Annotated in this window: 24 protein-coding genes; 23 read left to right on the forward strand and 1 reads right to left on the reverse strand. The window is 59.0% G+C overall.

Annotated elements, in window-relative coordinates; translation table 11 throughout:
• The first annotated feature begins 22 nt into the window (after positions 1-22).
• On the forward strand, positions 23-1,012 hold the full coding sequence (locus tag AC07ZE_RS08425) for a S49 family peptidase (RefSeq protein WP_207263243.1): 990 nt from the start codon (positions 23-25) through the stop codon (positions 1,010-1,012).
• A 95-nt stretch (positions 1,013-1,107) separates the two neighbouring features.
• On the opposite strand, the gene AC07ZE_RS08430 is transcribed toward AC07ZE_RS08425, so the two are convergent.
• Entirely contained in the window at positions 1,108-1,686 is a 579-nt protein-coding gene (locus AC07ZE_RS08430) for a Maf family protein (protein WP_207263246.1), read from the reverse strand.
• A gap of 106 nt (positions 1,687-1,792) precedes the next feature.
• Here AC07ZE_RS08430 and AC07ZE_RS08435 point away from each other — a divergent pair, with 106 nt between their 5' ends.
• From AC07ZE_RS08435 to araH, 22 genes are all read left to right on the forward strand, one after another.
• Positions 1,793-2,320: a YceD family protein gene (locus tag AC07ZE_RS08435; protein ID WP_007942001.1), complete on the forward strand. Its 528-nt coding sequence runs from the start codon at positions 1,793-1,795 to the stop codon at positions 2,318-2,320.
• Positions 2,321-2,333: 13 nt separating this feature from the next.
• Positions 2,334-2,516: a 50S ribosomal protein L32 gene (rpmF, locus tag AC07ZE_RS08440; RefSeq protein WP_003179396.1), complete on the forward strand. Its 183-nt coding sequence runs from the start codon at positions 2,334-2,336 to the stop codon at positions 2,514-2,516.
• 4 nt (positions 2,517-2,520) lie between these two features.
• The gene (plsX, locus tag AC07ZE_RS08445; protein WP_207263248.1) at positions 2,521-3,531 is read left to right on the forward strand and encodes a phosphate acyltransferase PlsX; all 1,011 of its coding nucleotides are present in this window, start codon (positions 2,521-2,523) and stop codon (positions 3,529-3,531) included.
• A 125-nt stretch (positions 3,532-3,656) separates the two neighbouring features.
• A complete protein-coding gene (fabD, locus tag AC07ZE_RS08450) occupies positions 3,657-4,595 on the forward strand; it encodes an ACP S-malonyltransferase (protein ID WP_207263257.1) in 939 nt (312 codons plus the stop codon).
• A gap of 16 nt (positions 4,596-4,611) precedes the next feature.
• Complete coding sequence (fabG, locus tag AC07ZE_RS08455) at positions 4,612-5,352, forward strand: 3-oxoacyl-ACP reductase FabG (RefSeq protein WP_207263260.1); 741 nt, start codon at positions 4,612-4,614, stop codon at positions 5,350-5,352.
• Between the two features lie 196 nt (positions 5,353-5,548).
• Positions 5,549-5,785 carry an acyl carrier protein gene (acpP, locus tag AC07ZE_RS08460; protein WP_007987170.1) on the forward strand — a complete coding sequence of 79 codons (237 nt, stop codon included), beginning with the start codon at positions 5,549-5,551 and terminating at the stop codon, positions 5,783-5,785.
• A gap of 108 nt (positions 5,786-5,893) precedes the next feature.
• The gene (fabF, locus tag AC07ZE_RS08465; protein WP_207263268.1) at positions 5,894-7,138 is read left to right on the forward strand and encodes a beta-ketoacyl-ACP synthase II; all 1,245 of its coding nucleotides are present in this window, start codon (positions 5,894-5,896) and stop codon (positions 7,136-7,138) included.
• On the forward strand, positions 7,138-7,953 hold the full coding sequence (gene pabC, locus AC07ZE_RS08470; RefSeq protein ID WP_207263278.1) for an aminodeoxychorismate lyase: 816 nt from the start codon (positions 7,138-7,140) through the stop codon (positions 7,951-7,953). The genes fabF and pabC overlap by 1 nt, the downstream gene beginning before the upstream one ends.
• Positions 7,954-7,956: 3 nt before the next feature.
• The gene (gene mltG, locus AC07ZE_RS08475; protein ID WP_207263288.1) at positions 7,957-9,237 is read left to right on the forward strand and encodes an endolytic transglycosylase MltG; all 1,281 of its coding nucleotides are present in this window, start codon (positions 7,957-7,959) and stop codon (positions 9,235-9,237) included.
• A gap of 19 nt (positions 9,238-9,256) precedes the next feature.
• The gene (gene tmk / locus AC07ZE_RS08480) at positions 9,257-9,889 is read left to right on the forward strand and encodes a dTMP kinase (protein WP_207263290.1); all 633 of its coding nucleotides are present in this window, start codon (positions 9,257-9,259) and stop codon (positions 9,887-9,889) included.
• On the forward strand, positions 9,882-10,868 hold the full coding sequence (locus AC07ZE_RS08485; RefSeq protein ID WP_207263292.1) for a DNA polymerase III subunit delta': 987 nt from the start codon (positions 9,882-9,884) through the stop codon (positions 10,866-10,868). Before tmk ends, AC07ZE_RS08485 begins: the two co-directional genes overlap by 8 nt.
• Positions 10,869-11,038: 170 nt before the next feature.
• Entirely contained in the window at positions 11,039-11,824 is a 786-nt protein-coding gene (locus AC07ZE_RS08490; RefSeq protein ID WP_207263295.1) for a TatD family hydrolase, read from the forward strand.
• A gap of 342 nt (positions 11,825-12,166) precedes the next feature.
• The gene (locus AC07ZE_RS08495; protein WP_034149949.1) at positions 12,167-12,805 is read left to right on the forward strand and encodes a TetR/AcrR family transcriptional regulator; all 639 of its coding nucleotides are present in this window, start codon (positions 12,167-12,169) and stop codon (positions 12,803-12,805) included.
• Between the two features lie 138 nt (positions 12,806-12,943).
• Positions 12,944-13,912 carry a GTP 3',8-cyclase MoaA gene (locus AC07ZE_RS08500; protein ID WP_207263305.1) on the forward strand — a complete coding sequence of 323 codons (969 nt, stop codon included), beginning with the start codon at positions 12,944-12,946 and terminating at the stop codon, positions 13,910-13,912.
• Between the two features lie 168 nt (positions 13,913-14,080).
• Complete coding sequence (locus tag AC07ZE_RS08505) at positions 14,081-14,689, forward strand: DUF4823 domain-containing protein (RefSeq protein ID WP_207263307.1); 609 nt, start codon at positions 14,081-14,083, stop codon at positions 14,687-14,689.
• A 15-nt stretch (positions 14,690-14,704) separates the two neighbouring features.
• Positions 14,705-15,265 carry a DUF1285 domain-containing protein gene (locus AC07ZE_RS08510; RefSeq protein ID WP_207263316.1) on the forward strand — a complete coding sequence of 187 codons (561 nt, stop codon included), beginning with the start codon at positions 14,705-14,707 and terminating at the stop codon, positions 15,263-15,265.
• A 192-nt stretch (positions 15,266-15,457) separates the two neighbouring features.
• Complete coding sequence (locus AC07ZE_RS08515; protein WP_207263318.1) at positions 15,458-16,174, forward strand: FadR/GntR family transcriptional regulator; 717 nt, start codon at positions 15,458-15,460, stop codon at positions 16,172-16,174.
• Between the two features lie 131 nt (positions 16,175-16,305).
• Positions 16,306-17,181, forward strand: a complete 876-nt coding sequence (locus AC07ZE_RS08520) for an SMP-30/gluconolactonase/LRE family protein (RefSeq protein WP_207263320.1) — start codon at positions 16,306-16,308, stop codon at positions 17,179-17,181.
• Positions 17,182-17,464: 283 nt separating this feature from the next.
• Positions 17,465-18,283, forward strand: coding sequence for an SDR family oxidoreductase (locus AC07ZE_RS08525; protein ID WP_207263323.1), 819 nt, complete (start codon positions 17,465-17,467; stop codon positions 18,281-18,283).
• Positions 18,284-18,415: 132 nt separating this feature from the next.
• Positions 18,416-19,420, forward strand: coding sequence for a substrate-binding domain-containing protein (locus AC07ZE_RS08530; RefSeq protein ID WP_207263325.1), 1,005 nt, complete (start codon positions 18,416-18,418; stop codon positions 19,418-19,420).
• Between the two features lie 64 nt (positions 19,421-19,484).
• The gene (gene araG / locus AC07ZE_RS08535; protein ID WP_207263327.1) at positions 19,485-21,029 is read left to right on the forward strand and encodes an L-arabinose ABC transporter ATP-binding protein AraG; all 1,545 of its coding nucleotides are present in this window, start codon (positions 19,485-19,487) and stop codon (positions 21,027-21,029) included.
• 12 nt (positions 21,030-21,041) lie between these two features.
• The gene (araH, locus tag AC07ZE_RS08540; RefSeq protein WP_207263329.1) at positions 21,042-22,010 is read left to right on the forward strand and encodes an L-arabinose ABC transporter permease AraH; all 969 of its coding nucleotides are present in this window, start codon (positions 21,042-21,044) and stop codon (positions 22,008-22,010) included.
• The last annotated feature ends 4 nt before the right edge of the window (positions 22,011-22,014 follow it).

Genomic DNA, 22,014 nt, shown 5'->3' on the forward strand with positions numbered 1-22,014 from the left:
GTTATTTGCCGGGGTAGATGGTATGGCCGACGAATGGAAAGCGCCCGCCAAGGCGGGCGCAGAGAACGGTGACGAAAAGAGCTGGAAGCTTCTGGAAAAGACACTGCTGGCCGGTGTGCAGGAGCAGCGCCGGTCTCGTCGCTGGGGGATTTTCTTCAAGCTGCTGACCTTTGTGTACCTGTTTATTGCGCTGGTGCTGTTCTCGCCGTTGATGGACATGGAAAAAGTGGCTGCACGCAGCGGCAACTACACCGCGCTGATCGACGTGAACGGCATGATCGCCGACAAGGAGCCGGCCAGCGCTGACAACATCGTTGGCAGTTTGCGGGCTGCTTTTGACGACGAGAAGGTCAAGGGTGTCATTCTGCGTATCAACAGTCCGGGCGGCAGTCCGGTGCAGTCGGGTTATGTCTATGACGAAATCCGCCGTCTGCGTGGATTGCATCCCGATACCAAGCTGTACGCGGTAATTTCCGATCTCGGTGCCTCGGGTGCCTATTACATTGCCAGTGCGGCTGATCAGATCTACGCCGACAAGGCGAGCCTGGTGGGTTCTATCGGTGTGACGGCGGCCGGTTATGGCTTTGTCGGTACCATGGAGAAGCTGGGTGTCGAGCGTCGTACCTATAATTCCGGCGAACACAAATCGTTTCTCGATCCGTTCCAGCCACAGAAGCCTGAAGAAACTGCCTTCTGGCAAGGGGTGCTGGATACGACCCATAAGCAGTTCATCAACAGCGTCAAGCAGGGGCGTGGCGAACGCCTGAAGGATAAGGAGCATCCGGAGCTGTTTTCCGGGCTGGTCTGGTCCGGAGAACAGGCGTTGCCGCTTGGGTTGATCGATGGTCTGGGCAATGCCAGTTATGTTGCGCGTGATGTAATCGGCGAAAAAGAGCTGGTGGACTTCACTGTTCAGGAGTCGCCGTTCGATCGCTTCTCGAAAAAGCTCGGAGCCAGCGTGGCTGAGCATTTGGCGATGTGGATGGGGTTTAACGGTCCATCGTTGCGCTAACGGTCCGGTTACAGAAAAAGATCGCAGCCTACGGCAGCTCCTGCAGGGATTCGCGTCCATCGTAGGGGCTGCAGTAGGCTGCGATTTTTTGCTTTTCAGGGGATTTGCACGCCTTCGACCAGCAGCATGTCTACGAGGCGAATCAGCGGCAGACCGACGAGGCTGGTGGCATCAGGGCCTTCAGTGCTCTGAAACAGGCTGACCCCGAGGCCTTCAGCCTTGAAGCTGCCAGCGCAATCGTAGGGTTGTTCTGCGTGCAGATAGCGCTCGACGCCTGCAGTGTCGAGTGTGCGCATGTGCACGGTGAAGGGAATGCAGTCGACCTGGCAGTGACCGGTCCGGCTGTTGAGTAAGGCCAGACCGGTCAGGAAGGTGACACTGGCGCCGCTGGAGGCCAGCAGCTGCTCACGGGCTTTTTCGAAGGTGTGGGGTTTGCCGATGATCCTGTCGCCGAGCACGGCGACCTGGTCGGAGCCGATGATCAGATGGGCGTCATGGTTGCCGGCCAGTGCTCGTGCTTTTTCCTCGGCGAGGCGTTTGACCAGATCAACGGCGGACTCGCCCGGGCGATGACTTTCGTCGATATCCGGCGAGCTGCAGGTGAATGGCAGTTGCAGGCGGGCCAGCAATTCCCGGCGGTAGAGCGAGCCGGAAGCGAGTAATAAAGGCAGCATGGGTATCTCCAGGGGGCAGGCGGGGATTCTAGCGGAGGCTTGCAAGTGACGGACAGGGCTGAATTTCCTTTGACATGGGCGGGTGCATCCCTATAATGCTGCGCCTATGTTGAATGACCCGATTCCACCTCACGTTGACCCGCGCAAATTGGCTGATCGTGGCACCACCCTTCAAGGTGAAATGCTGCTGGCCGATTTGGAGAGACTCTGCGACCCGCTTTCCGACAATGTCGGTACGGTGCAGGCTAAATTCGTTTTTGAACGAGATGAACGTAAATCTGTGGTCATCCACAGCTTTATCGACACTGAAGTCAAAATGGTTTGCCAGCGTTGTCTTGAGCTGGTCACCCTGCCGATCCATAGCGAATGCAGTTATGCTGTGGTGAAGGAGGGTGCGAATACCCAGTCGTTGCCGAAAGGTTATGACGTGCTGGAACTGGGCGAAGATCCATTGGATCTGCAGTCACTGATCGAGGAGGAGCTTCTGCTCGCCTTGCCCATTGTGCCTGCTCATCATCCGGAAGAATGCCAGCAGCCGGCGGGAGCAGATGAGCCCGAACCGAGCGAGGACGAGGTAACGCGGTCCAACCCGTTCAGTGTATTGGCGCAGTTAAAGCGTGACCCAAACGTTTAGGAGTTAATCAATTATGGCTGTTCAGCAGAACAAAAAATCCCGCTCTGCCCGTGACATGCGCCGTTCGCACGACGCTCTCGAGGCTAGCACCCTGTCTGTAGAAAAAACCACCGGTGAAGTTCACCTGCGTCACCACGTATCGCCAGAAGGTGTATACCGTGGCCGTAAAGTGATCGACAAGGGCGCTGACGAGTAATCACTTGTCCGCTCAAGTCATCGCGATTGACGCAATGGGCGGGGACTTCGGTCCCCGCAGCATTGTTCAGGCCAGCCTTGCTTGCCTGTCTGCTACATCCTCGCTGCACCTGACCCTTGTCGGTCAACCCTCCCTCCTTGAAGAATTGATCGCTGGCCAATCGGCTGTGGATCGCTCGCGCCTGTCGATTGCACCGGCGTCCGAAGTCATCACCATGGATGAAAAACCTGCTCAGGCCCTTCGCGGTAAACCCGACTCTTCGATGCGTGTGGCGCTTGAGCTGTTGCGCGACGGCAAGGTCCAGGCTTGTGTCAGTGCCGGCAATACCGGGGCGCTGATGGCGTTGTCTCGATTCGTACTCAAGACCTTGCCGGGGATCGACCGGCCGGCCATGGTCGCAGCGATCCCGACGCAGAAGGGTTATTGCCAGTTACTCGATCTGGGCGCCAATGTCGATTGCAGTGCCGAGCATCTGTTGCAGTTTGCGGTGATGGGCTCGGTTGCCGCAGAAACCCTGGGTATCGTGCGTCCGCGCGTGGCGTTGCTGAATATTGGTACCGAAGACATCAAGGGCAATCAGCAAGTGAAGCTCGCTGCAACCTTGCTGCAACGCGCTCGTGGTATCAACTACATCGGTTTCGTCGAAGGTGACGGCTTGTATCGTGGTGAGGCGGATGTGGTGGTGTGTGACGGGTTTGTCGGCAACATCCTGCTCAAATCCAGCGAAGGGTTGGCGACCATGATTGCCGGGCGTATCGAAGCGCTATTCAAGAAAAGCCTGCCGTCTCGCATGGTCGGTGCGTTAGCCCTGCCGCTGATGAAACGACTGCAAGCCGATCTGGCGCCTGCGCGGCATAACGGTGCCAGTTTCCTCGGTTTGCAGGGCATTGTGGTAAAAAGCCACGGTTCTGCCGGGGTGCTGGGGTTTCAGAGTGCAATTTCCCGTGCCTTGATCGAGATACAGGAAAACCTGCCGGAACGCATTCACGGTCGTCTGGAGGATTTGTTGCTTTAGGCGTTTTCGTCGGACAATGCTTAAATGTGACCGCTCAGTTTAATTGGCCATCCAACTGTCAGTTTCTTGCGTCCCCAGAGCGGGGCGTCAACTCTCCGACGACAAGATCATTAGGGGCTTGTTACATGTCTGCTTCCCTCGCATTCGTCTTTCCGGGACAAGGTTCGCAGTCCCTCGGCATGCTGGCCGAGTTGGGCGCGCAACATCCGGTTGTCCTCGAAACATTCAAAGAAGCTTCCGATGCTTTGGGTTACGACCTGTGGGCACTGACCCAGCAAGGGCCGGAAGAGCAACTCAATCAAACCGATAAAACCCAGCCGGCCATTCTGACCGCCTCGATCGCCTTGTGGCGCCTGTGGCTGGCGGAAGGTGGCGCGCGCCCGGCTTATGTAGCCGGTCACAGCCTGGGTGAATACAGCGCGCTGGTCGCGGCAGGCAGTCTGAGCCTGGGCGATGCGGTGAAACTGGTCGAGCGCCGTGGTCAGCTGATGCAGGAAGCCGTACCGGCCGGGCAGGGTGGCATGGCCGCCATCCTCGGTCTGGACGATGCTGATGTTCTGGCGGCCTGTGCCGAAGCGGCGCAAGGCGAAGTGGTCAGTGCCGTCAACTTCAACTCTCCGGGTCAGGTGGTTATTGCCGGTGCCAAGGCTGCGGTCGAGCGTGCCATCGAAGGCTGCAAGGCTCGTGGTGCCAAGCGCGCCATGCCGCTTCCGGTCAGCGTGCCGTCTCATTGCGAGCTGATGCGTCCGGCCGCCGAGCGTTTCGCTGAATCGATCGCTGCGATCGACTGGCAGGCACCACAGATTCCTGTGGTACAGAACGTCAGTGCCGATGTGCCAGTCGATCTGGAAATCCTCAAGCGCGACCTGCTTGAACAGCTTTACAAGCCTGTACGCTGGGTCGAGTCGGTCCAGGCGCTGGCAGCCAAGGGCGCGACCAATCTGGTCGAGTGCGGCCCGGGTAAAGTGCTGGCCGGTCTGAACAAACGTTGCGCCGATGGCGTATCGACTTCCAACCTCAATACCCCAGACGCTTTCGCTGCCGCCCGCGCAGCGCTGGCCTGAATCAGGAGAAACTTGCATGAGTCTGCAAGGTAAAGTTGCACTGGTCACCGGCGCAAGCCGCGGTATCGGCCAGGCTATCGCCCTGGAACTGGGTCGTCAGGGCGCCATCGTTGTTGGCACTGCGACCTCCGCCTCGGGGGCTGAGCGCATTGCCGCCACCCTCAAGGAACACGGCATTCAAGGCACTGGCCTGGAGCTCAATGTCACCAGCGACGAGTCCGTATCGGCTGTGTTGGCAAACATTCAGGCGCAGTTCGGTGCACCGGCAATTCTGGTGAACAATGCCGGCATCACCCGCGATAACCTGATGATGCGCATGAAAGACGACGAATGGTATGACGTCGTCGATACCAACTTGAACAGTCTGTATCGCCTGTCCAAGGGCGTTTTGCGCGGCATGACCAAAGCCCGTTGGGGACGAATTATCAGTATTGGTTCGGTTGTGGGTGCCATGGGCAACGCTGGCCAAGTAAACTATGCCGCCGCCAAGGCCGGTCTGGAAGGTTTCAGCCGTGCGCTGGCGCGTGAAGTCGGTTCGCGTTCGATTACGGTCAACTCGGTAACCCCAGGGTTCATCGACACCGATATGACTCGCGAATTGCCGGAAGCGCAGCGTGAAGCCTTGCAGACGCAGATTCCGCTGGGTCGTCTGGGGCAAGCTCAAGAGATCGCGTCCGTGGTCGCTTTTCTTGCATCCGACGGTGCAGCCTACGTGACCGGGGCTACAATCCCGGTGAACGGCGGGATGTACATGTAAGTTAAATGTGACGGATTGCTTCAAAAAAATGTCATACGAGCTGTCTAAAATCCGTTATAAAGCTGCAATCTATTTATAGGCAGAGGGTCACCGGGTTTGAGGAGTGAAGCTTTCAGTTGAAAAGCTGAAAAGTCTTTCTATACACTTACCCACTGGCCAGCTGCCTGAATTTGTCCATTAGGAGTGAAAACAAGGTATGAGCACCATCGAAGAGCGCGTCAAGAAAATCGTTGCCGAGCAACTGGGCGTTAAAGAAGAAGAAGTGGTCAACACTGCTTCCTTCGTTGAAGACCTGGGTGCTGACTCCCTTGACACCGTTGAGCTGGTGATGGCTCTGGAAGAGGAATTCGAGACCGAAATCCCTGACGAAGAAGCTGAGAAGATCACTACTGTACAAGCTGCTATCGATTACGTTACTGCCCACCAGGCGTAATAGTTTGTAATCGTTGCTCGCTGTCATGGAAAAACCGCACTGCCACATGGCGTGCGGTTTTTTCTTTAGGCCTGATGCAAAGTCGTCATTTGAAAAAAGGAGAGTGCTGTGTCGCGTAGACGCGTCGTAGTCACCGGTATGGGTATGTTGTCGCCACTGGGCACGGATGTGCCGAGCAGCTGGCAGGGCATTCTGGCTGGCCGCAGTGGCATTGGTCTGATCGAACACACCGACCTTTCTGCCTATTCCACCCGTTTTGGCGGCTCGGTAAAGGGCTTCAATGTCGAGGAATACCTGTCGGTCAAGGAAGCTCGCAAGCTCGACCTGTTCATTCAGTACGGTCTGGCCGCAGGTTTTCAGGCGGTACGCAACGCCGGTCTGGAAGTTACCGACGCCAACCGTGAGCGCATAGGCGTCGCCATGGGCTCGGGTATTGGCGGTCTGACCAATATCGAAGAAACCAGCCGCACGTTGCATGAGACTGGCCCGCGACGGATATCTCCGTTTTTCGTGCCTGGCTCGATCATCAATATGATTTCCGGTTTCCTGTCCATCCACTTGGGTGCACAGGGGCCTAACTACGCCATCGCCACGGCATGCACCACCGGTACACACTGCATCGGCATGGCGGCCCGCAACATTATGTACGATGAAGCCGACGTCATGATTGCCGGCGGTGCCGAGATGGCGGCCTGCGGCCTGGGCATGGGCGGCTTCGGTGCCTCCCGCGCACTGTCGACGCGCAACGACGAGCCGACCCGTGCCAGCCGTCCATGGGACCAAGGCCGTGATGGTTTTGTACTGTCTGATGGCGCAGGTGCCCTGGTTCTGGAGGAACTTGAACACGCCAAGGCCCGTGGCGCGACCATCTATGCCGAATTGATCGGTTTCGGTACCAGTGGCGACGCGTATCACATGACTTCGCCGCCTGCCGATGGCGCAGGTGCTGCGCGTTGCATCACCAATGCCTTGCGCGATGCCAAGGTCAATGGCGATCAAGTGCAGTACATCAACGCCCACGGTACTTCGACTCCTGCGGGCGACCTCGCCGAAGCCAATGCGATCAAATCGGTGTTTGGCGATCACGCTTACAAGCTGGCGGTCAGTTCGACGAAGTCGATGACCGGTCACCTGCTGGGTGCGGCGGGTGCGGTCGAGGCAATCTTCAGCGTGCTGGCGATCAACAGTCAGGTCGCGCCACCGACTATCAACCTTGATGAGCCGGGCGAAGGCTGTGATCTCGATTTCGTGCCGCACACCGCGCGCAATATGGATATCGATGTGGTCCTGTCCAACTCCTTCGGTTTTGGCGGTACCAACGGTTCGCTGGTGTTCCGCCGGTTTGCAGGCTGATGGACAGCTGGGTCGACGGTCAGCCGGCTGACGCTTTGTCGCTGAAGGATCGCGGCCTGGCTTACGGCGATGGTCTGTTCGAGACCATTGCCGTGCGCGGTGGGAAACCGCTGTTGCTGGACCGGCATCTGTCGCGTCTGGCAGAAGGTTGTTCGCGCCTGGCCATCGCTACCGATCCCGGGCTGATCCGCAACGAGCTGGTGGCCTACGCTGGCGCCCTGGGTGAAGGGGTGCTCAAGCTCATCCTTACTCGCGGCGACGGTCTGCGAGGTTATGCCCCTGATCCATCGGCTCAGGCCCGGCGTATCCTGCAAGGCAATCCACCCGCTGCTTATCCCGCGATTCATGCGGAGCAAGGCATTCGCCTGTTTCCATGCACGACTCGGTTGTCCAAACAGCCGCTGCTTGCAGGTCTCAAGCATTTGAATCGGCTGGAGCAGGTCATCGCCCGCTCCGAGTGGCAAGACACCGAACATGCCGAAGGCTTGATGCTCGATCAGGCCGGTCGGGTGATCGAGGGTGTATTCAGCAATCTGTTCCTGGTGCGCGATGGCGTGCTCGTCACGGCAGACCTCAAGCGCTGTGGCGTGGCGGGTGTGATGCGTGCCGAATTATTGTTTCAAGCCGAGTCACTGGGTATTGCCACGCAAATCACTGATATCACGCTTGAACAGCTGCAATGGGCTGACGAAGTCTTTGTCTGCAACAGCGTGTATGGCGTTTGGCCGGTGCATGCCTATGCCGCACTGAGCTGGCCGGTTGGGCCGCTCACCCGTAAACTCCAAACCATTGCCTGTGCGCTACTGGATGCTTGATACGTGAGACGTAAATTCTTGCTGCTGCTGGAAACCGGACTGGTTCTGGCGGGGCTGATGTTGGGCACTTGCGCCTGGAAAATTCATTCGGCGCTGGTGCAGCCGCTGAACATTGCTCAGGAAGAACTGCTGGAGGTGCCCAAAGGCACCACGCCCAACCGCACCTTCCTGCGACTCGAAGCCGATGGCCTCATCAAGGATGCTTTCTGGCTGCGGGTTTACTGGCGCTTCAACCTGCCTAAACAGCCCCTGCACAGCGGCGAATACCGCATGCTTCCCGGCATGACCGTCGAAGGTCTGATCGACCTGTGGAAGCGTGGGGAAATGGTGCAGTACAGTGTGACCCTTGTCGAAGGCTGGACCTTTCATCAAGTCCGTGCGGCCCTGGCCAAAGAGGAGAAGCTCGAACATACCCTGAAGGGTTTGAGCGACACCCAGGTCATGGACAAGCTCGGCCATGCCGGGATTTTCCCTGAGGGGCGTTTCTTCCCCGACACCTATCGTTTCGTGCGTGGCATGACCGACGCCGAGTTGCTGAAAACGGCCTACGATCGCCTCGACGAGGTGCTGGCCAAGGAATGGAACCAGCGCTCGGCCGACGTGCCGTACACCGAGCCCTACCAGGCGCTGATCATGGCCTCGCTGGTGGAAAAGGAAACCGGCGTGCCACAGGAGCGCGGGCAAATTGCCGGCGTGTTCGTGCGGCGCATGGCGATCGGCATGCTGTTGCAAACCGATCCGACAGTGATCTATGGCCTCGGTGATCGATACAGCGGCAAATTGACCCGCGCCCATCTCAAGGAACCGACGCCTTACAACACCTATGTGATTGCGGGGCTTCCGCCGACGCCGATTGCGATGGTCGGCCGCGAAGCGATTCACGCGGCGCTGAATCCGGTGGCGGGCAACAGCCTCTATTTCGTGGCGCGTGGTGATGGCAGTCATGTGTTCTCCGATGACCTGGACGCTCATAACAACGCCGTGCGAGAGTTCCAACTCAAGCGCCGCGCCGATTATCGCTCCAGCCCGGCGCCGGTCGGTGCGTCCGAGACAACGCAAACTCCGGTAGAGGAATCCCCGCCTGTGGAAGCGCAGGCGCCGACATCTCGAGCCCCGGACACACCCGCTTCCGAATCTCAGGCTGAACAGGACCAGGCGCCGATCCCGGCCGCTTCGCCCAATACCGCGCCCGAGGTTCTGGCGCCAGTACAGCCGCAAGAATCTGAACCTGAACCTGCTTCCGCCCCCGAGCCGGAAGCAAACGCACCGCAAAGCCCGCAATGACTCTGACTAAGGACTGCCTGTGACTGGCTTGTTTATTACTCTGGAAGGCCCCGAAGGCGCGGGCAAGAGTACCAATCGCGAATACCTCGCCGAGCGCCTGAGCGCCGCAGGTATCGAGGTGGTACTGACCCGTGAGCCCGGTGGTACGCCTCTGGCCGAGCGCATTCGCGAAGTGTTGCTGGCGCCGGTCGACGAAGTGATGAATCCGGACACTGAGTTGCTGCTGGTGTTCGCTGCGCGCGCCCAGCACCTGGCCGAAGTGATTCGCCCGGCGTTGGCCCGTGGTGCCGTGGTGTTGTGCGATCGTTTTACCGATTCGACCTACGCCTACCAGGGCGGCGGTCGCGGATTGTCGCTGGAGCGTATCGCCACGCTGGAAACCTTTGTGCAGGGCGATTTGCGTCCCGACCTGACGCTGATATTCGACTTGCCGGTTGAGGTGGGCCTGGCTCGCGCCAGTGCCCGTGGTCGCCTGGATCGCTTCGAACTTGAAGGCAGGACCTTCTTCGATGCGGTACGCAGTGCCTTCCTCAAGCGCGCGGCCGCGGAGCCGGCTCGATACGTGCTGATCGATGCTGCGCAACCGCTGGCGCAGGTTCAGCACTCCCTGGATGGCTTGTTGCCGCGTCTGCTGGAGCTGACCCGTGGCTGAAGCCTACCCCTGGCAGGACAGCCTCTGGCAGCAACTGGCAGGCCGTACACAGCATGCTCACGCCTATTTGCTGCATGGCCCGGCCGGGATCGGCAAGCGTGCGCTGGCCGAGCGTTTGATGGCCAGCCTGCTGTGCCAGCGCCCAACGTCGCAAGATGCCTGTGGCGAATGCAAATCCTGTTTGTTGCTCAAGGCCGGCAGTCATCCCGATAACTACATTCTCGAACCGGAAGAGGCCGACAAGGCGATCAAGGTCGATCAGGTCCGCGATCTGGTCAGCTTCGTGGTTCAAACCGCACAACTGGGCGGTCGCAAAGTGGTACTGATCGAGCCAGTCGAGTCGATGAACATCAATGCCGCCAACGCCTTGCTCAAAAGTCTTGAAGAGCCGTCCGGCGATACGGTATTGCTGCTGGTCAGCCACCAGCCCAGTCGTCTCTTGCCTACCATCAAGAGCCGCTGCGTACAGCAGGCTTGTCCGCTGCCGAGCGAGGCCATGAGTCTGGCGTGGCTGGCCAGGGCATTGCCGGACTGTTCGGAAGAAGAGCGCATCGAATTGCTGACCCTGGCCGCCGGTTCGCCTTTGGCCGCCGTCAACCTGCACGCCCAGGGCGTACGCGAACAACGCGCGCAAGTGGTCGATGGGGTGAAAAAGTTGCTCAAGCAGCAGCAATCGCCGACGCAACTGGCTGAAGGCTGGAACGCGATTCCGTTGTTGCTGCTGTTCGACTGGTTCTGCGATTGGTCGAGCCTGATCCTTCGCTACCAGCTGACTCAGGATGAAGAAGGGCTCGGGTTGACGGACATGCGCAAAGTCATTCAGTACCTGGCGCAGAAAACCGGACAGGACAAAGTCCTGAATATCCAGGACTGGATCCTCGCCCAGCGCCAGAAGGTGCTGAGCAAGGCCAACCTCAATCGGGTGTTGCTACTGGAGGCGCTGCTGGTGCAATGGGCCTCCCTGCCTACCCAGAGATGACAGTCCGGGCCTAGACTCTGAGTATCAGCAGTGGAGGTCAGCAGAATGAGTCTGTCAGCCTCGCGCCGCGCAACGGCATGTTGTCCCCGTGCGCAGTCGAATCGAAACCTATCTGGCCGGAGCCCCGAAGTCCGACCGTCCCACTCATACGATGTAAGTTGCAGCCCTTTATGCTCGTAGATTCCCATTGCCACCTTGATCGCCTCGACCTCGCCGCCCATGAAGGCTCCCTGGACGCCGCTCTTGATGCGGCGCGCCAGCGTGGGGTAGGGCACTTTCTGTGCATCGGTGTCAGCGCCGACAACGCCGCTGACGTCAAAGCCCTGGCCGAGCGCTATGAGGATGTCGACTGTTCGGTCGGCGTGCATCCTCTGGATGTACAACCGGGGGCGGCACCTGCGCTGGACTGGCTGCTGCATGAACTCAATCACCCACGGGTGGTGGCCATCGGTGAAACCGGCCTGGATTACCACTACGAGCCGGAAGCGGCGGAATTGCAGCAAGCGTCTTTCAGATTGCATCTGCAAGCCGCGCGGCAGACGGGCAAGCCGGTGATCATCCATACCCGTGGCGCCCGCGCCGATACCTTGAACCTGCTGCGTGAAGCGGCGTTGCCCCAGGCGGGCGTGCTGCATTGCTTCACCGAGGACTGGGACATGGCGAAGGCCGCGCTGGACATGGGTTATTACATTTCTCTGTCCGGGATTGTCACGTTCCGCAATGCCGATGCATTGCGTGATGTGGCGAGCAAGGTGCCGGCCGACCGGTTGCTGGTGGAAACCGACTCGCCGTACCTGGCCCCAATCCCCTATCGTGGCAAGCCGAACCTGCCGCAATACGTACGTGAGGTAGCGGAATTTCTGGCAATGTTGCGTGGTGAGCCTTTCGAGCGATTTGCCGAGCAGACGACGGAAAACTTCAAGCGCCTGTTTCCGATGGCGCATGTGAAAGGTTAAATCGCAGGCAAAAAAAACCCGGGTTCTGGGGGGTGAATCCGGGTTAAGACCATTAGGAGTAAAACAATGGTACGCGGTCCATTGGTACCAATATCGGCGCGACACTTGGGGGAGATGCCTCGCCGACAGTTCAAGTATTGATCAGTATTTCGCCGAGTCCAGTTTGTCGGCCAAGGTTTTTAAACAAATTTGGAATACGTGCGCTTCAGAAGAGTTCTCATCAATAGGCCACCCTGCAGGAAATACTCAAGAAACATAGATATGGTCGGATGATCCGTGCATTTTTGCGTAATTTAGGCATAATACGCGGCTTCGAATTTTGACCCCTACAGACCTTTTCTTATGCATAAAGAACCTCGTAAGGTCCGTGAGTTTCGTCGCCGCGAGCAAGAAATTCTCGATACCGCGCTCAAGCTGTTCCTCGAACAAGGTGAAGACAGTGTCACCGTCGAGATGATTGCTGATGCAGTCGGTATCGGCAAAGGCACGATCTACAAGCACTTCAAATCCAAGGCCGAGATCTACCTGCGCCTGATGCTCGATTACGAGCGCGATTTGAACGAGTTGTTGCACTCCGCCGACGTCGACAAGGACAAGGAAGCCCTGTCCCGCGCCTATTTCGAATTCCGCATGCGCGATCCACAGCGTTATCGCTTGTTCGACCGCCTGGAAGAAAAGGTGGTCAAGGGCAATCAGGTACCGGAGATGATCGAGGAGCTGCACAAGATCCGTGCTTCTAACTTCGAGCGCCTGACCCTGCTGATCAAGGGCCGGATCAGCGAAGGCAAGCTCGAAGACGTGCCGCCTTACTTCCATTACTGCGCGTCCTGGGCGCTGGTGCACGGTGCCGTGGCGCTGTATCACTCGCCGTTCTGGAGCAATGTGCTGGAAGATCAGGAAGGTTTCTTCCAGTTCCTGATGGACATCGGTGTGCGCATGGGCAACAAGCGCAAGCGCGACACCGACACCCCGAGCAGCTAAACCATTCAGCAACCTGATTGCGCCATTATTTAGCTACTTGGCGCAGTACCGCAGGAATATACTCAGGCATGGGACTTGCTAAAACTTGATTTGTGAGTCAAGTTTTAGTGATCCGAATATTCTTTCGCCGGAGTGATCATGATCGTTGACCGTCAAGGCAGGCGTTTTCGCAATTTGCGAGTCAGTCTGACCTCCGCCTGCAACTATGCCTGTACGTATTGCGTGCCCAACGGCAAGCGGCTGGTGGCTGCGCAGGATGAGCTGTCGGCCGAGGCCATGGCACGCGGTGTGGCCTATCTGATCGAGGCGGCGGGCATCGAGCGCCTGCGCATCACCGGTGGTGAGCCGCTGGTCAGTCCTAAACTTGAAACCTTCATGACAGCGGTTGGGCGGATGGGTTTGCAAGACATCAGCCTGACCACCAACGGTCAATTGCTGGCGAAGAAACTGCCGTTGCTGGTGGACGCCGGCATTCGGCGCATCAACGTTTCCCTCGATACCCTGGATGCCAGCGCATTTCGCGGCATTGCCCGTGGTGGCGATCTGGCAACGGTGCTCAACGGCATGGAGCAGGCCCGCGCGGCCGGCATGAAGATCAAGGTCAATATGGTGCCGCTGCGCGGTCAGAACCTCGATCAGGTGATGCCATTGCTCGATTACTGCCTGGAACGCGGCTATGAGCTGCGCTTTATCGAGCTGATGCGCATGGGCCACTTGGCCAGCGACTCAAACGCCTTCCTGCAGCAGTTCGTCAGCCTTCAGCAATTACTCGGCCTGATCGGCGAACGCTATGAGTATCTGCAGGCTGATGCGCCGGTGGACGCGACGGCGGTGCGTTATGAAATACCGGGGCGGGGATATTTTGGTGTAATCGCAAATGAAAGCGTGCCTTTCTGTCGTACCTGTTCGCGGCTGCGTCTTTCTTCTACGGGATGGCTCCATGGCTGTCTCTCGTCGAGTAACCGCCACTACGTCGGCGACCTGTTGGACAAGCCGCGTCATCAGGCATTGCCGGCGTTGCAGAGGTTGCTGGTGAAAGCCTTGGGCGACAAGCAGGAAGTGGCGTTTTCCGGCGGTGCGACAGTCATGAAGATTATCGGCGGCTGATCGGGCCTCTTCGCGAGCAGGCTCGCTCCCACAGGGTTGGCGCAAATCTTTGTGGGAGCGAGCCTGCTCGCGAAGAGGTCTATGACATGTTGCTGGTCACAAGCTGGCGCAAAAGCTGCATCCCACGGCCATTCGCCGGTTTTCCGTCACCGGCCTCTGGAGGATAGGATGCGTAGCCTGGTTTTGCTGCTGGCCGTTTTGGCGCTTGGTGGCTGCATGAATGTCAGCGATATGGCCGAAGGCACTCGCTACCATATGAGCGACGCCGGTCTGCTGGATCACAGCGACAGCCGCCGCGTGAATAACCTGCGCATTCAGCCCGATTCGTTCGTCTACATTGCCCAAGGCGCCTTCGTGCCGCCGGGCAGCGCTGTTTACCCGCGTCCCAATGTGATCGCTGAAGTCGCCTTTGACGGTTTTGTCGAATACTTCCCGATGGTCCGCCGCGCGCGCACGCCGGAAGGCCTTGACCAGGCCATGAGCGAAGCCCGTGCCGTCGGTGCTCATTACTTGCTTTACACCCGATTCGCCAAGTCCGATGACCGCATCGGCAACTCGGATGAGTGGCTGGATCAGGAAGCCGTGGACCGTCTTGGCATCGACACCGGTGTGATTCAGATCATGTTGATCGAGACCAGCACCCAGTATTTGATTGATACTGCACGTATCAAGAGTCGTGGCGGTTTGCTGACGTTCCACGACGAAAAGCCAGAAGACCTGATGGGCCCGCCGCTTGAGCAATATGCTCGCAGTCTGTTGGGGCTCAGCGACCTGTAATCCAAGGAGATCGCCATGAGTGGCCCGCAAAAAGCCAACGACCTGTTGGGGCAAATCCCCAAAACCAAAGGCTTGCCGCCGGTCCACCTGTGGAACCCCGACTTCTGCGGCGATATCGACATGCGTATCGCCCGCGACGGCACCTGGTATTACCTCGGCACGCCCATCGGGCGCAAGCCGATGGTCAAACTGTTCTCCACCATCATTCGCCGCGACGGCGATGATTATTTCCTGATTACCCCGGTCGAGAAGGTCGGCATCAAAGTCGACGACGCGCCCTTTGTGGCCGTTGCGCTGGAAGTGGAAGGCGAGGGCGAGGCTCAGGTCCTGCGCTTCACCACCAATGTCGATGAGACTGCCGAAGCGGGTGCCGAACACCCGATACGCGTGGTGATTGATCCTGACACACTGGAGCCGGCTCCCTACGTCCACATACGCAGCAATCTCGAAGCGCTGATCCATCGCAATGTGTTCTATCAGCTGGTGGAGCTGGCCGTCAGTCGTGAAATCGATGGGCAGCGTTGGCTCGGCGTGTGGAGCGCAGGCGAGTTCTTCCGAATCGGTCTTGAGCCGTAACACCAATCCCTGTGGGAGCGAGCCTGCTCGCGAAGCGGTGTATCTGACACATTGATGTCGAATGTGCAGTCGCTTTCGCGAGCAGGCTCGCTCCCACAGGGGATTTTCTGTAGTTCCTCAAAAATCAATTTGACACCCAATCGTATGATGATTAGCGTGGGCCATCCCTAGCGATCGACTTTGAGGTGTCCATTGTCCAGCAGTTTTCACGCGTCGACGGTTGATTGGCTGGGTTGCTGGATCGCTGCCGGCCAGGTCAAGCCGGGGGAAACCCTCAAGGTCGAGGCAGATCTGGGCGAACAGCTGGGTGTCAGCCGCACAGTGATCCGCGAGGCCATCAAGACCCTGGTCGCCAAGGGCCTGCTCGAAGTCGGGCCGAAGGTCGGTACGCGGGTGTTGCCGGTTCGGCGCTGGAATCTGTTCGATCCACAGGTCGTGGGCTGGCTGTCGCGCAGCGGTCTGCCGGAAAACTTCGTCGATGACTTGCTCGATCTGCGCCGCACCATCGAACCGATGGCGGTGCGCTGGGCCTGCGAGCGCGCGACGGCCCCGCAAGTGGAGGCGATTCTGTTGGCCTGCAACGCCCTGGAGCGGGCGGTGGACAGTGGCATCGATTACAACCGGGCCGACCAGTTGTTCCACGAGTGCATCCTCGCCGCCAGCCACAATCAATTCATCGAACAAATGGTCCCGGCCCTCGGTGCGCTGCTGGCGGTGTGTTTCGAAGTGTCTGCCGCCGACCCGGACGAGTTACGCCGCACATTGCCCATTCACAAGGACATGGCCGACGCCATTGCCGCCCGGGATACCGCGCGGGCAGTCTGGGCCTGCATGACCCTGATCGATAACGCCGACCTGGCCATCAAACGTTATTACCCGCAGGTCATGGCCGATAAAAAAACCGGCTGACAACGAAGAGGCCTTATGGGTGCGAGCCTGCTCGCGAAGGGGCAGGCACACTCAAAACATAGATGTCGACTGATTCCGTTTTCGCGAGCAGGCTCGATCCCACAAAAAACAAGAACAATGCAGGAGGTTTCATGGCGTGGACCGCGGTTACCGAACACCGGGCACAACTCGGCGAAGGCCCCTTCTGGGATGCCCCGACCCAGGCGCTGTATTGGGTGGACATCGCCGGCAAGCAAGCGCTGCGGTTGATCGGTGCCAACGTGCAGATCTGGCAGATGCCGGAGCACGTATCGGCTTTCATTCCCTGTGCAAGCGGCGATGCACTGGTGACATTGAGCAGTGGAGTCTATCGACTGGATCTGGACTCACCGGGCCTGGAACCAAGACTGACATTGCTATGCGTCGCCGACCCGCAACCGGGCAACCGCGCCAACGAAGCCCGTTGCGATGCCCTGGGCCGGCTCTGGCTCGGCACCATGCAAAACAACATCGGTGAGCAGGGCGAAGACCTGCCCATCGAGCGGCGTTCCGGCGGGCTGTTCCGTATTGATCGCGATGCCCGGGTGACACCGCTGCTCCGTGGCCTGGGTATTCCCAATACGTTGCTGTGGAGCGACGACGCGACGTCCGTGTTTTTCGGCGACAGCCTTGATGGCACGCTGTACCGGCATTTCATTCGTACTGACGGCAGTCTAGAGCCCGCTCAGCCCTGGTTTGGCCCGCATGGGCGTGGCGGTCCCGATGGTTCGGCGATGGATGCCGAAGGGTTTATCTGGAATGCCCGATGGGACGGCAGTTGCCTGCTCAGGCTGACGCCGGACGGTAAAGTCGATCGGGTGATCGAGCTGCCCGTCAGCCGTCCGACCAGTTGTGTGTTCGGCGATCGCGACTTGAAAACCCTGTACATCACCAGCGCTGCCAGTCCGCTCGATTGTCCGCTGGATGGAGCGGTCCTGGCGATTCGCGTCGATGTGCCCGGAAAACTCTGTAGCCGATTTGCCGGGTAAATCCCTAAATATGGGATCATAAATTATATATTGAGATTGTTCGCGAGCCGGGTTTATAGTCGACACCATCGTTCCACGCTCAGTTACACGCACTCACACTTAAAAAAACAAAACAGGTGAAGTGATGCAGCGATATGTCCCCGCACTCCCCGGTGGAGCCAGCGTTCCAGAACGGCCCTGTGCTGAAACGTTTTCGCGCCTGCCTGTTTTTCCCCAAGGCTGTTTGACCGGACATCCGCAGATGCCCGATTTTCGTCGTGCTTTCGAACAGGAGTCTTGATCCATGGCTGAACCTCTTTCCTTGCCACCGGTGCCCGAGCCGCCCAAGGGCGAGCGCCTGAAAAACAAAGTCGTACTGCTGACCGGCGCTGCCCAGGGGATCGGCGAAGCGATTGTCGCGACTTTTGTTTCGCAGCAAGCCAAGCTGGTCATCAGCGATATCCAGGCCGAGAAAGTCGAAAAAGTCGCGGCTCACTGGCGGGAAAAGGGCGCCGATGTCGTGGCGATCAAGGCCGACGTATCGCAGCAGCAGGACCTGCAGGTCATGGCCAGACTGGCGGTGGAGCGTCACGGCCGGATTGATGTGCTGGTCAACTGCGCCGGGGTCAACGTGTTCCGGGACCCGCTGGAAATGACCGAAGAAGACTGGCGTCGTTGCTTCGCCATTGACCTGGATGGCGCCTGGTACGGTTGCAAGGCGGTGTTGCCGCAGATGATCGAACAGGGCATCGGCAGCATCATCAACATAGCTTCCACCCATTCCAGCCACATCATTCCCGGCTGCTTCCCGTACCCGGTGGCCAAGCACGGCCTGCTTGGCCTGACCCGTGCACTGGGCATCGAATATGCGCCCAAGGGTATTCGCGTCAACGCCATTGCACCGGGCTACATCGAAACCCAACTGAATGTTGACTACTGGAATGGTTTTGCCGACCCCCATGCCGAGCGTCAACGCGCGCTCGACCTGCACCCGCCGCGCCGCATCGGCCAGCCGATCGAAGTGGCGATGACCGCGGTGTTCCTGGCCAGCGATGAGGCGCCGTTCATCAATGCTTCGTGCATTACCATCGATGGGGGGCGCTCGGTGATGTACCACGACTGAATAAGCGGGATGTCAGGTGCACAACTGCGCTTGAAATCCAATCATCATACGATATGACTATTGGTAGTACGGTTTCACCGCTTCAAAGAACGCTTTCGAAGAATGCTCACAAAAATAACAAGGAGTCAGCTTATGAATCGTCGTCATGCAATCCGTTCCCTGTGCTGCGCCGCTTTGGCGGTCAGCGCGGTCAGCCTGAGCAGCACGCTGCTGGCGGCGGAGGAAGTGAAAATCGGTTTTCTCGTCAAGCAAGCGGAAGAGCCCTGGTTCCAGACCGAATGGGCGTTCGCCGAAAAAGCCGGGAAGGACAAGGGATTCACCCTGATCAAGATCGCTGTGCCGGACGGTGAGAAAACCCTGTCGGCCATCGACAGCCTGGCGGCCAATGGTGCCAAGGGCTTTGTGATCTGCCCGCCGGATGTATCCTTGGGCCCGGCCATCATGGCCAAGGCCAGGCTCAACGGTTTGAAGGTGATTGCTGTCGATGACCGCTTCGTCGACGCCAGTGGCAAGTTCATGGAGGACGTTCCGTACCTGGGCATGGCCGCCTTCGAAGTCGGGCAGAAGCAAGGCAGTGCGATGGCCGCCGAAGCGAAAAAACGCGGCTGGGAATGGAAAGACACCTACGCGGTCATCAACACCTACAACGAACTCGATACCGGCAAGAAACGCACCGACGGTTCGGTCAAGGCGCTGGAAGACGCCGGCATGCCAAAGGACCACATCCTGTTCTCGGCCCTGAAAACCCTCGATGTGCCGGGCAGCATGGATGCCACCAACTCGGCGCTGGTGAAACTGCCGGGTGCGGCGAAGAACCTGATCATCGGCGGCATGAACGACAACACCGTGCTGGGCGGCGTGCGCGCCACCGAGAGCGCCGGTTTCGCGGCGAAGAACGTGATCGGTATCGGCATCAACGGTACCGACGCCATTGGCGAACTGAAGAAACCCGACAGCGGCTTCTACGGCTCGATGCTGCCGAGCCCGCACATCGAGGGCTACAACACCGCCAGCATGATGTACGAGTGGGTCACCACCGGCAAAGAACCGCCGAAATACACCGCCATGGACGACGTGACGCTGATCACCCGCGACAACTTCAAGCAGGAACTGGAAAAGATCGGCCTGTGGAACTGAAGGCCGGTTGATTTCATCGGCGACCTCGGCAACGGGGCCGCCTGATCTGTGTGATGAGGTGGTTATGCACGCGCAAACACAAGTACAGCAACAGACTCCAGGCGGCGGCTTGCGCTTCAACGGGATAGGCAAGACTTTTCCCGGCGTGAAGGCCCTGGACAATATCAATTTCGTCGCCCATCCGGGGCAGGTTCATGCCTTGATGGGCGAGAATGGCGCCGGCAAATCAACGCTGCTGAAAATCCTCGGGGGGGCCTATATTCCGAGCAGCGGCACGTTGCAGATCGGCGAGCAAACGATGGACTTCAAGTCCACGGCCGACAGCATTGGCAGCGGCGTAGCCGTGATCCACCAGGAGTTGCACCTGGTCCCGGAAATGACTGTGGCGGAAAACCTGTTCCTCGGTCACTTGCCGGCCAGTTTCGGCCTGATCAATCGCCGCACTTTGCGTCAGCAAGCATTGGCCTGCCTCAAAGGCCTGGCGGACGAGATCGATCCGCAGGAGAAAGTCGGACGGCTGTCCCTCGGGCAACGGCAACTGGTGGAGATTGCCAAAGCCTTGTCCCGTGGCGCCCATGTGATTGCCTTCGACGAACCGACAAGCAGCCTCTCGGCGCGGGAGATCGATCGTTTGATGGCGATCATCGGTCGCCTGCGCGACGAGGGCAAAGTGGTGCTGTATGTCTCCCATCGCATGGAAGAAGTGTTCCGTATCTGCGACGCGGTGACGGTGTTCAAGGACGGCCGATACGTGTGCACCTTCGAAGACATGAGCGAGCTGACTCACGATCAACTGGTCACGTGCATGGTCGGTCGCGACATCCAGGACATTTACGATTATCGCCCGCGTCCGCGAGGCGCGGTGGCGTTGAGGGTCGATGGTCTGCTGGGGCCGGGCTTGCGCGAGCCGGTGAGTTTCGAGGCGCACAAAGGCGAGATTCTCGGGTTGTTCGGTCTGGTCGGTGCCGGCCGCACGGAGCTGTTTCGCCTGCTCAGCGGTCTGGAACGCAACACCGCCGGCCGCCTTGAGTTGCGTGGCCGTGAACTGAAACTGCGCTCGCCTCGCGATGCCATTTCCGCCGGCATTCTGCTATGCCCGGAAGATCGCAAGAAGGAGGGCATTATCCCGCTGGCCAGCGTCGCCGAGAACATCAACATCAGTGCCCGCGGTGCCCACTCCAGCCTCGGCTGCCTGATCCGCGGGATCTGGGAAAAGGACAACGCCGACAAGCAGATCAAGGCATTGAAAGTGAAAACGCCCCACGCCGGGCAACAGATCAAGTTCCTGTCCGGTGGTAATCAGCAGAAGGCGATTCTCGGTCGCTGGCTGTCGATGCCGATGAAAGTGTTGCTGCTCGACGAGCCGACCCGTGGCATCGACATCGGCGCCAAGGCCGAGATCTACCAGATCATCCACAACCTGGCCGCCAGTGGCATCGCGGTGATCGTGGTGTCCAGCGACCTGATGGAAGTGATGGGCATTTCCGACCGCATCCTGGTGCTGTGCGAAGGCGCGATGCGCGGCGAACTGAGCCGCGAACAGGCCAATGAATCCAACTTGCTGCAACTGGCTTTGCCGCGCCAACGCGCTGACGGCGTGGCGAACTGAGAGGTGACTATGATGACAACCCAAAACGAAACCCTGCCGACTGCACGCAAACCCATGGACCTGAGGCGCTTTCTCGATGACTGGGTGATGCTGCTGGCGGCCGTCGGGATCTTCGTGCTCTGCACCTTGCTGATCGACAACTTCCTCTCGCCGTTGAACATGCGCGGCCTGGGCCTGGCGATTTCCACCACGGGGATTGCCGCGTGCACCATGTTGTATTGCCTTGCGTCCGGGCATTTCGACTTGTCGGTGGGTTCAGTGATTGCCTGCGCCGGCGTGGTCGCGGCAGTGGTGATGCGCGACACCGATAGCGTGTTCCTCGGTGTCAGCGCGGCACTGGTGATGGGGCTGATCGTCGGTTTGATCAACGGCATCGTGATTGCCAAGTTGCGCGTCAACGCATTGATCACCACCCTGGCGACCATGCAGATCGTGCGTGGCCTGGCTTACATCTTCGCCAACGGCAAAGCGGTGGGCGTGTCCCAGGAGTCGTTCTTCGTGTTCGGCAATGGCCAGTTGTTCGGCGTGCCGGTGCCGATCCTGATCACCATCGTCTGCTTCCTGTTCTTCGGCTGGTTGCTCAACTACACCACTTACGGGCGCAACACCATGGCCATCGGCGGCAACCAGGAAGCGGCGTTGTTGGCGGGGGTCAACGTTGACCGGACAAAGATCATCATCTTTGCCGTTCACGGGTTGATCGGCGCACTGGCCGGGGTGATCCTGGCGTCGCGCATGACCTCGGGTCAACCCATGATCGGCCAGGGTTTCGAGCTGACGGTGATTTCGGCCTGCGTGTTGGGCGGGGTGTCGCTCAGCGGCGGGATCGGAATGATCCGGCACGTGATTGCCGGGGTGTTGATTCTGGCGATCATCGAGAACGCGATGAACCTGAAGAACATCGATACGTTTTACCAGTATGTGATTCGGGGTTCGATTTTGTTGCTGGCTGTCGTCATCGATCGCCTCAAGCAACGCTGACCTC

The sequence above is a fragment of the Pseudomonas sp. GW101-3H06 genome (assembly GCF_059424605.1).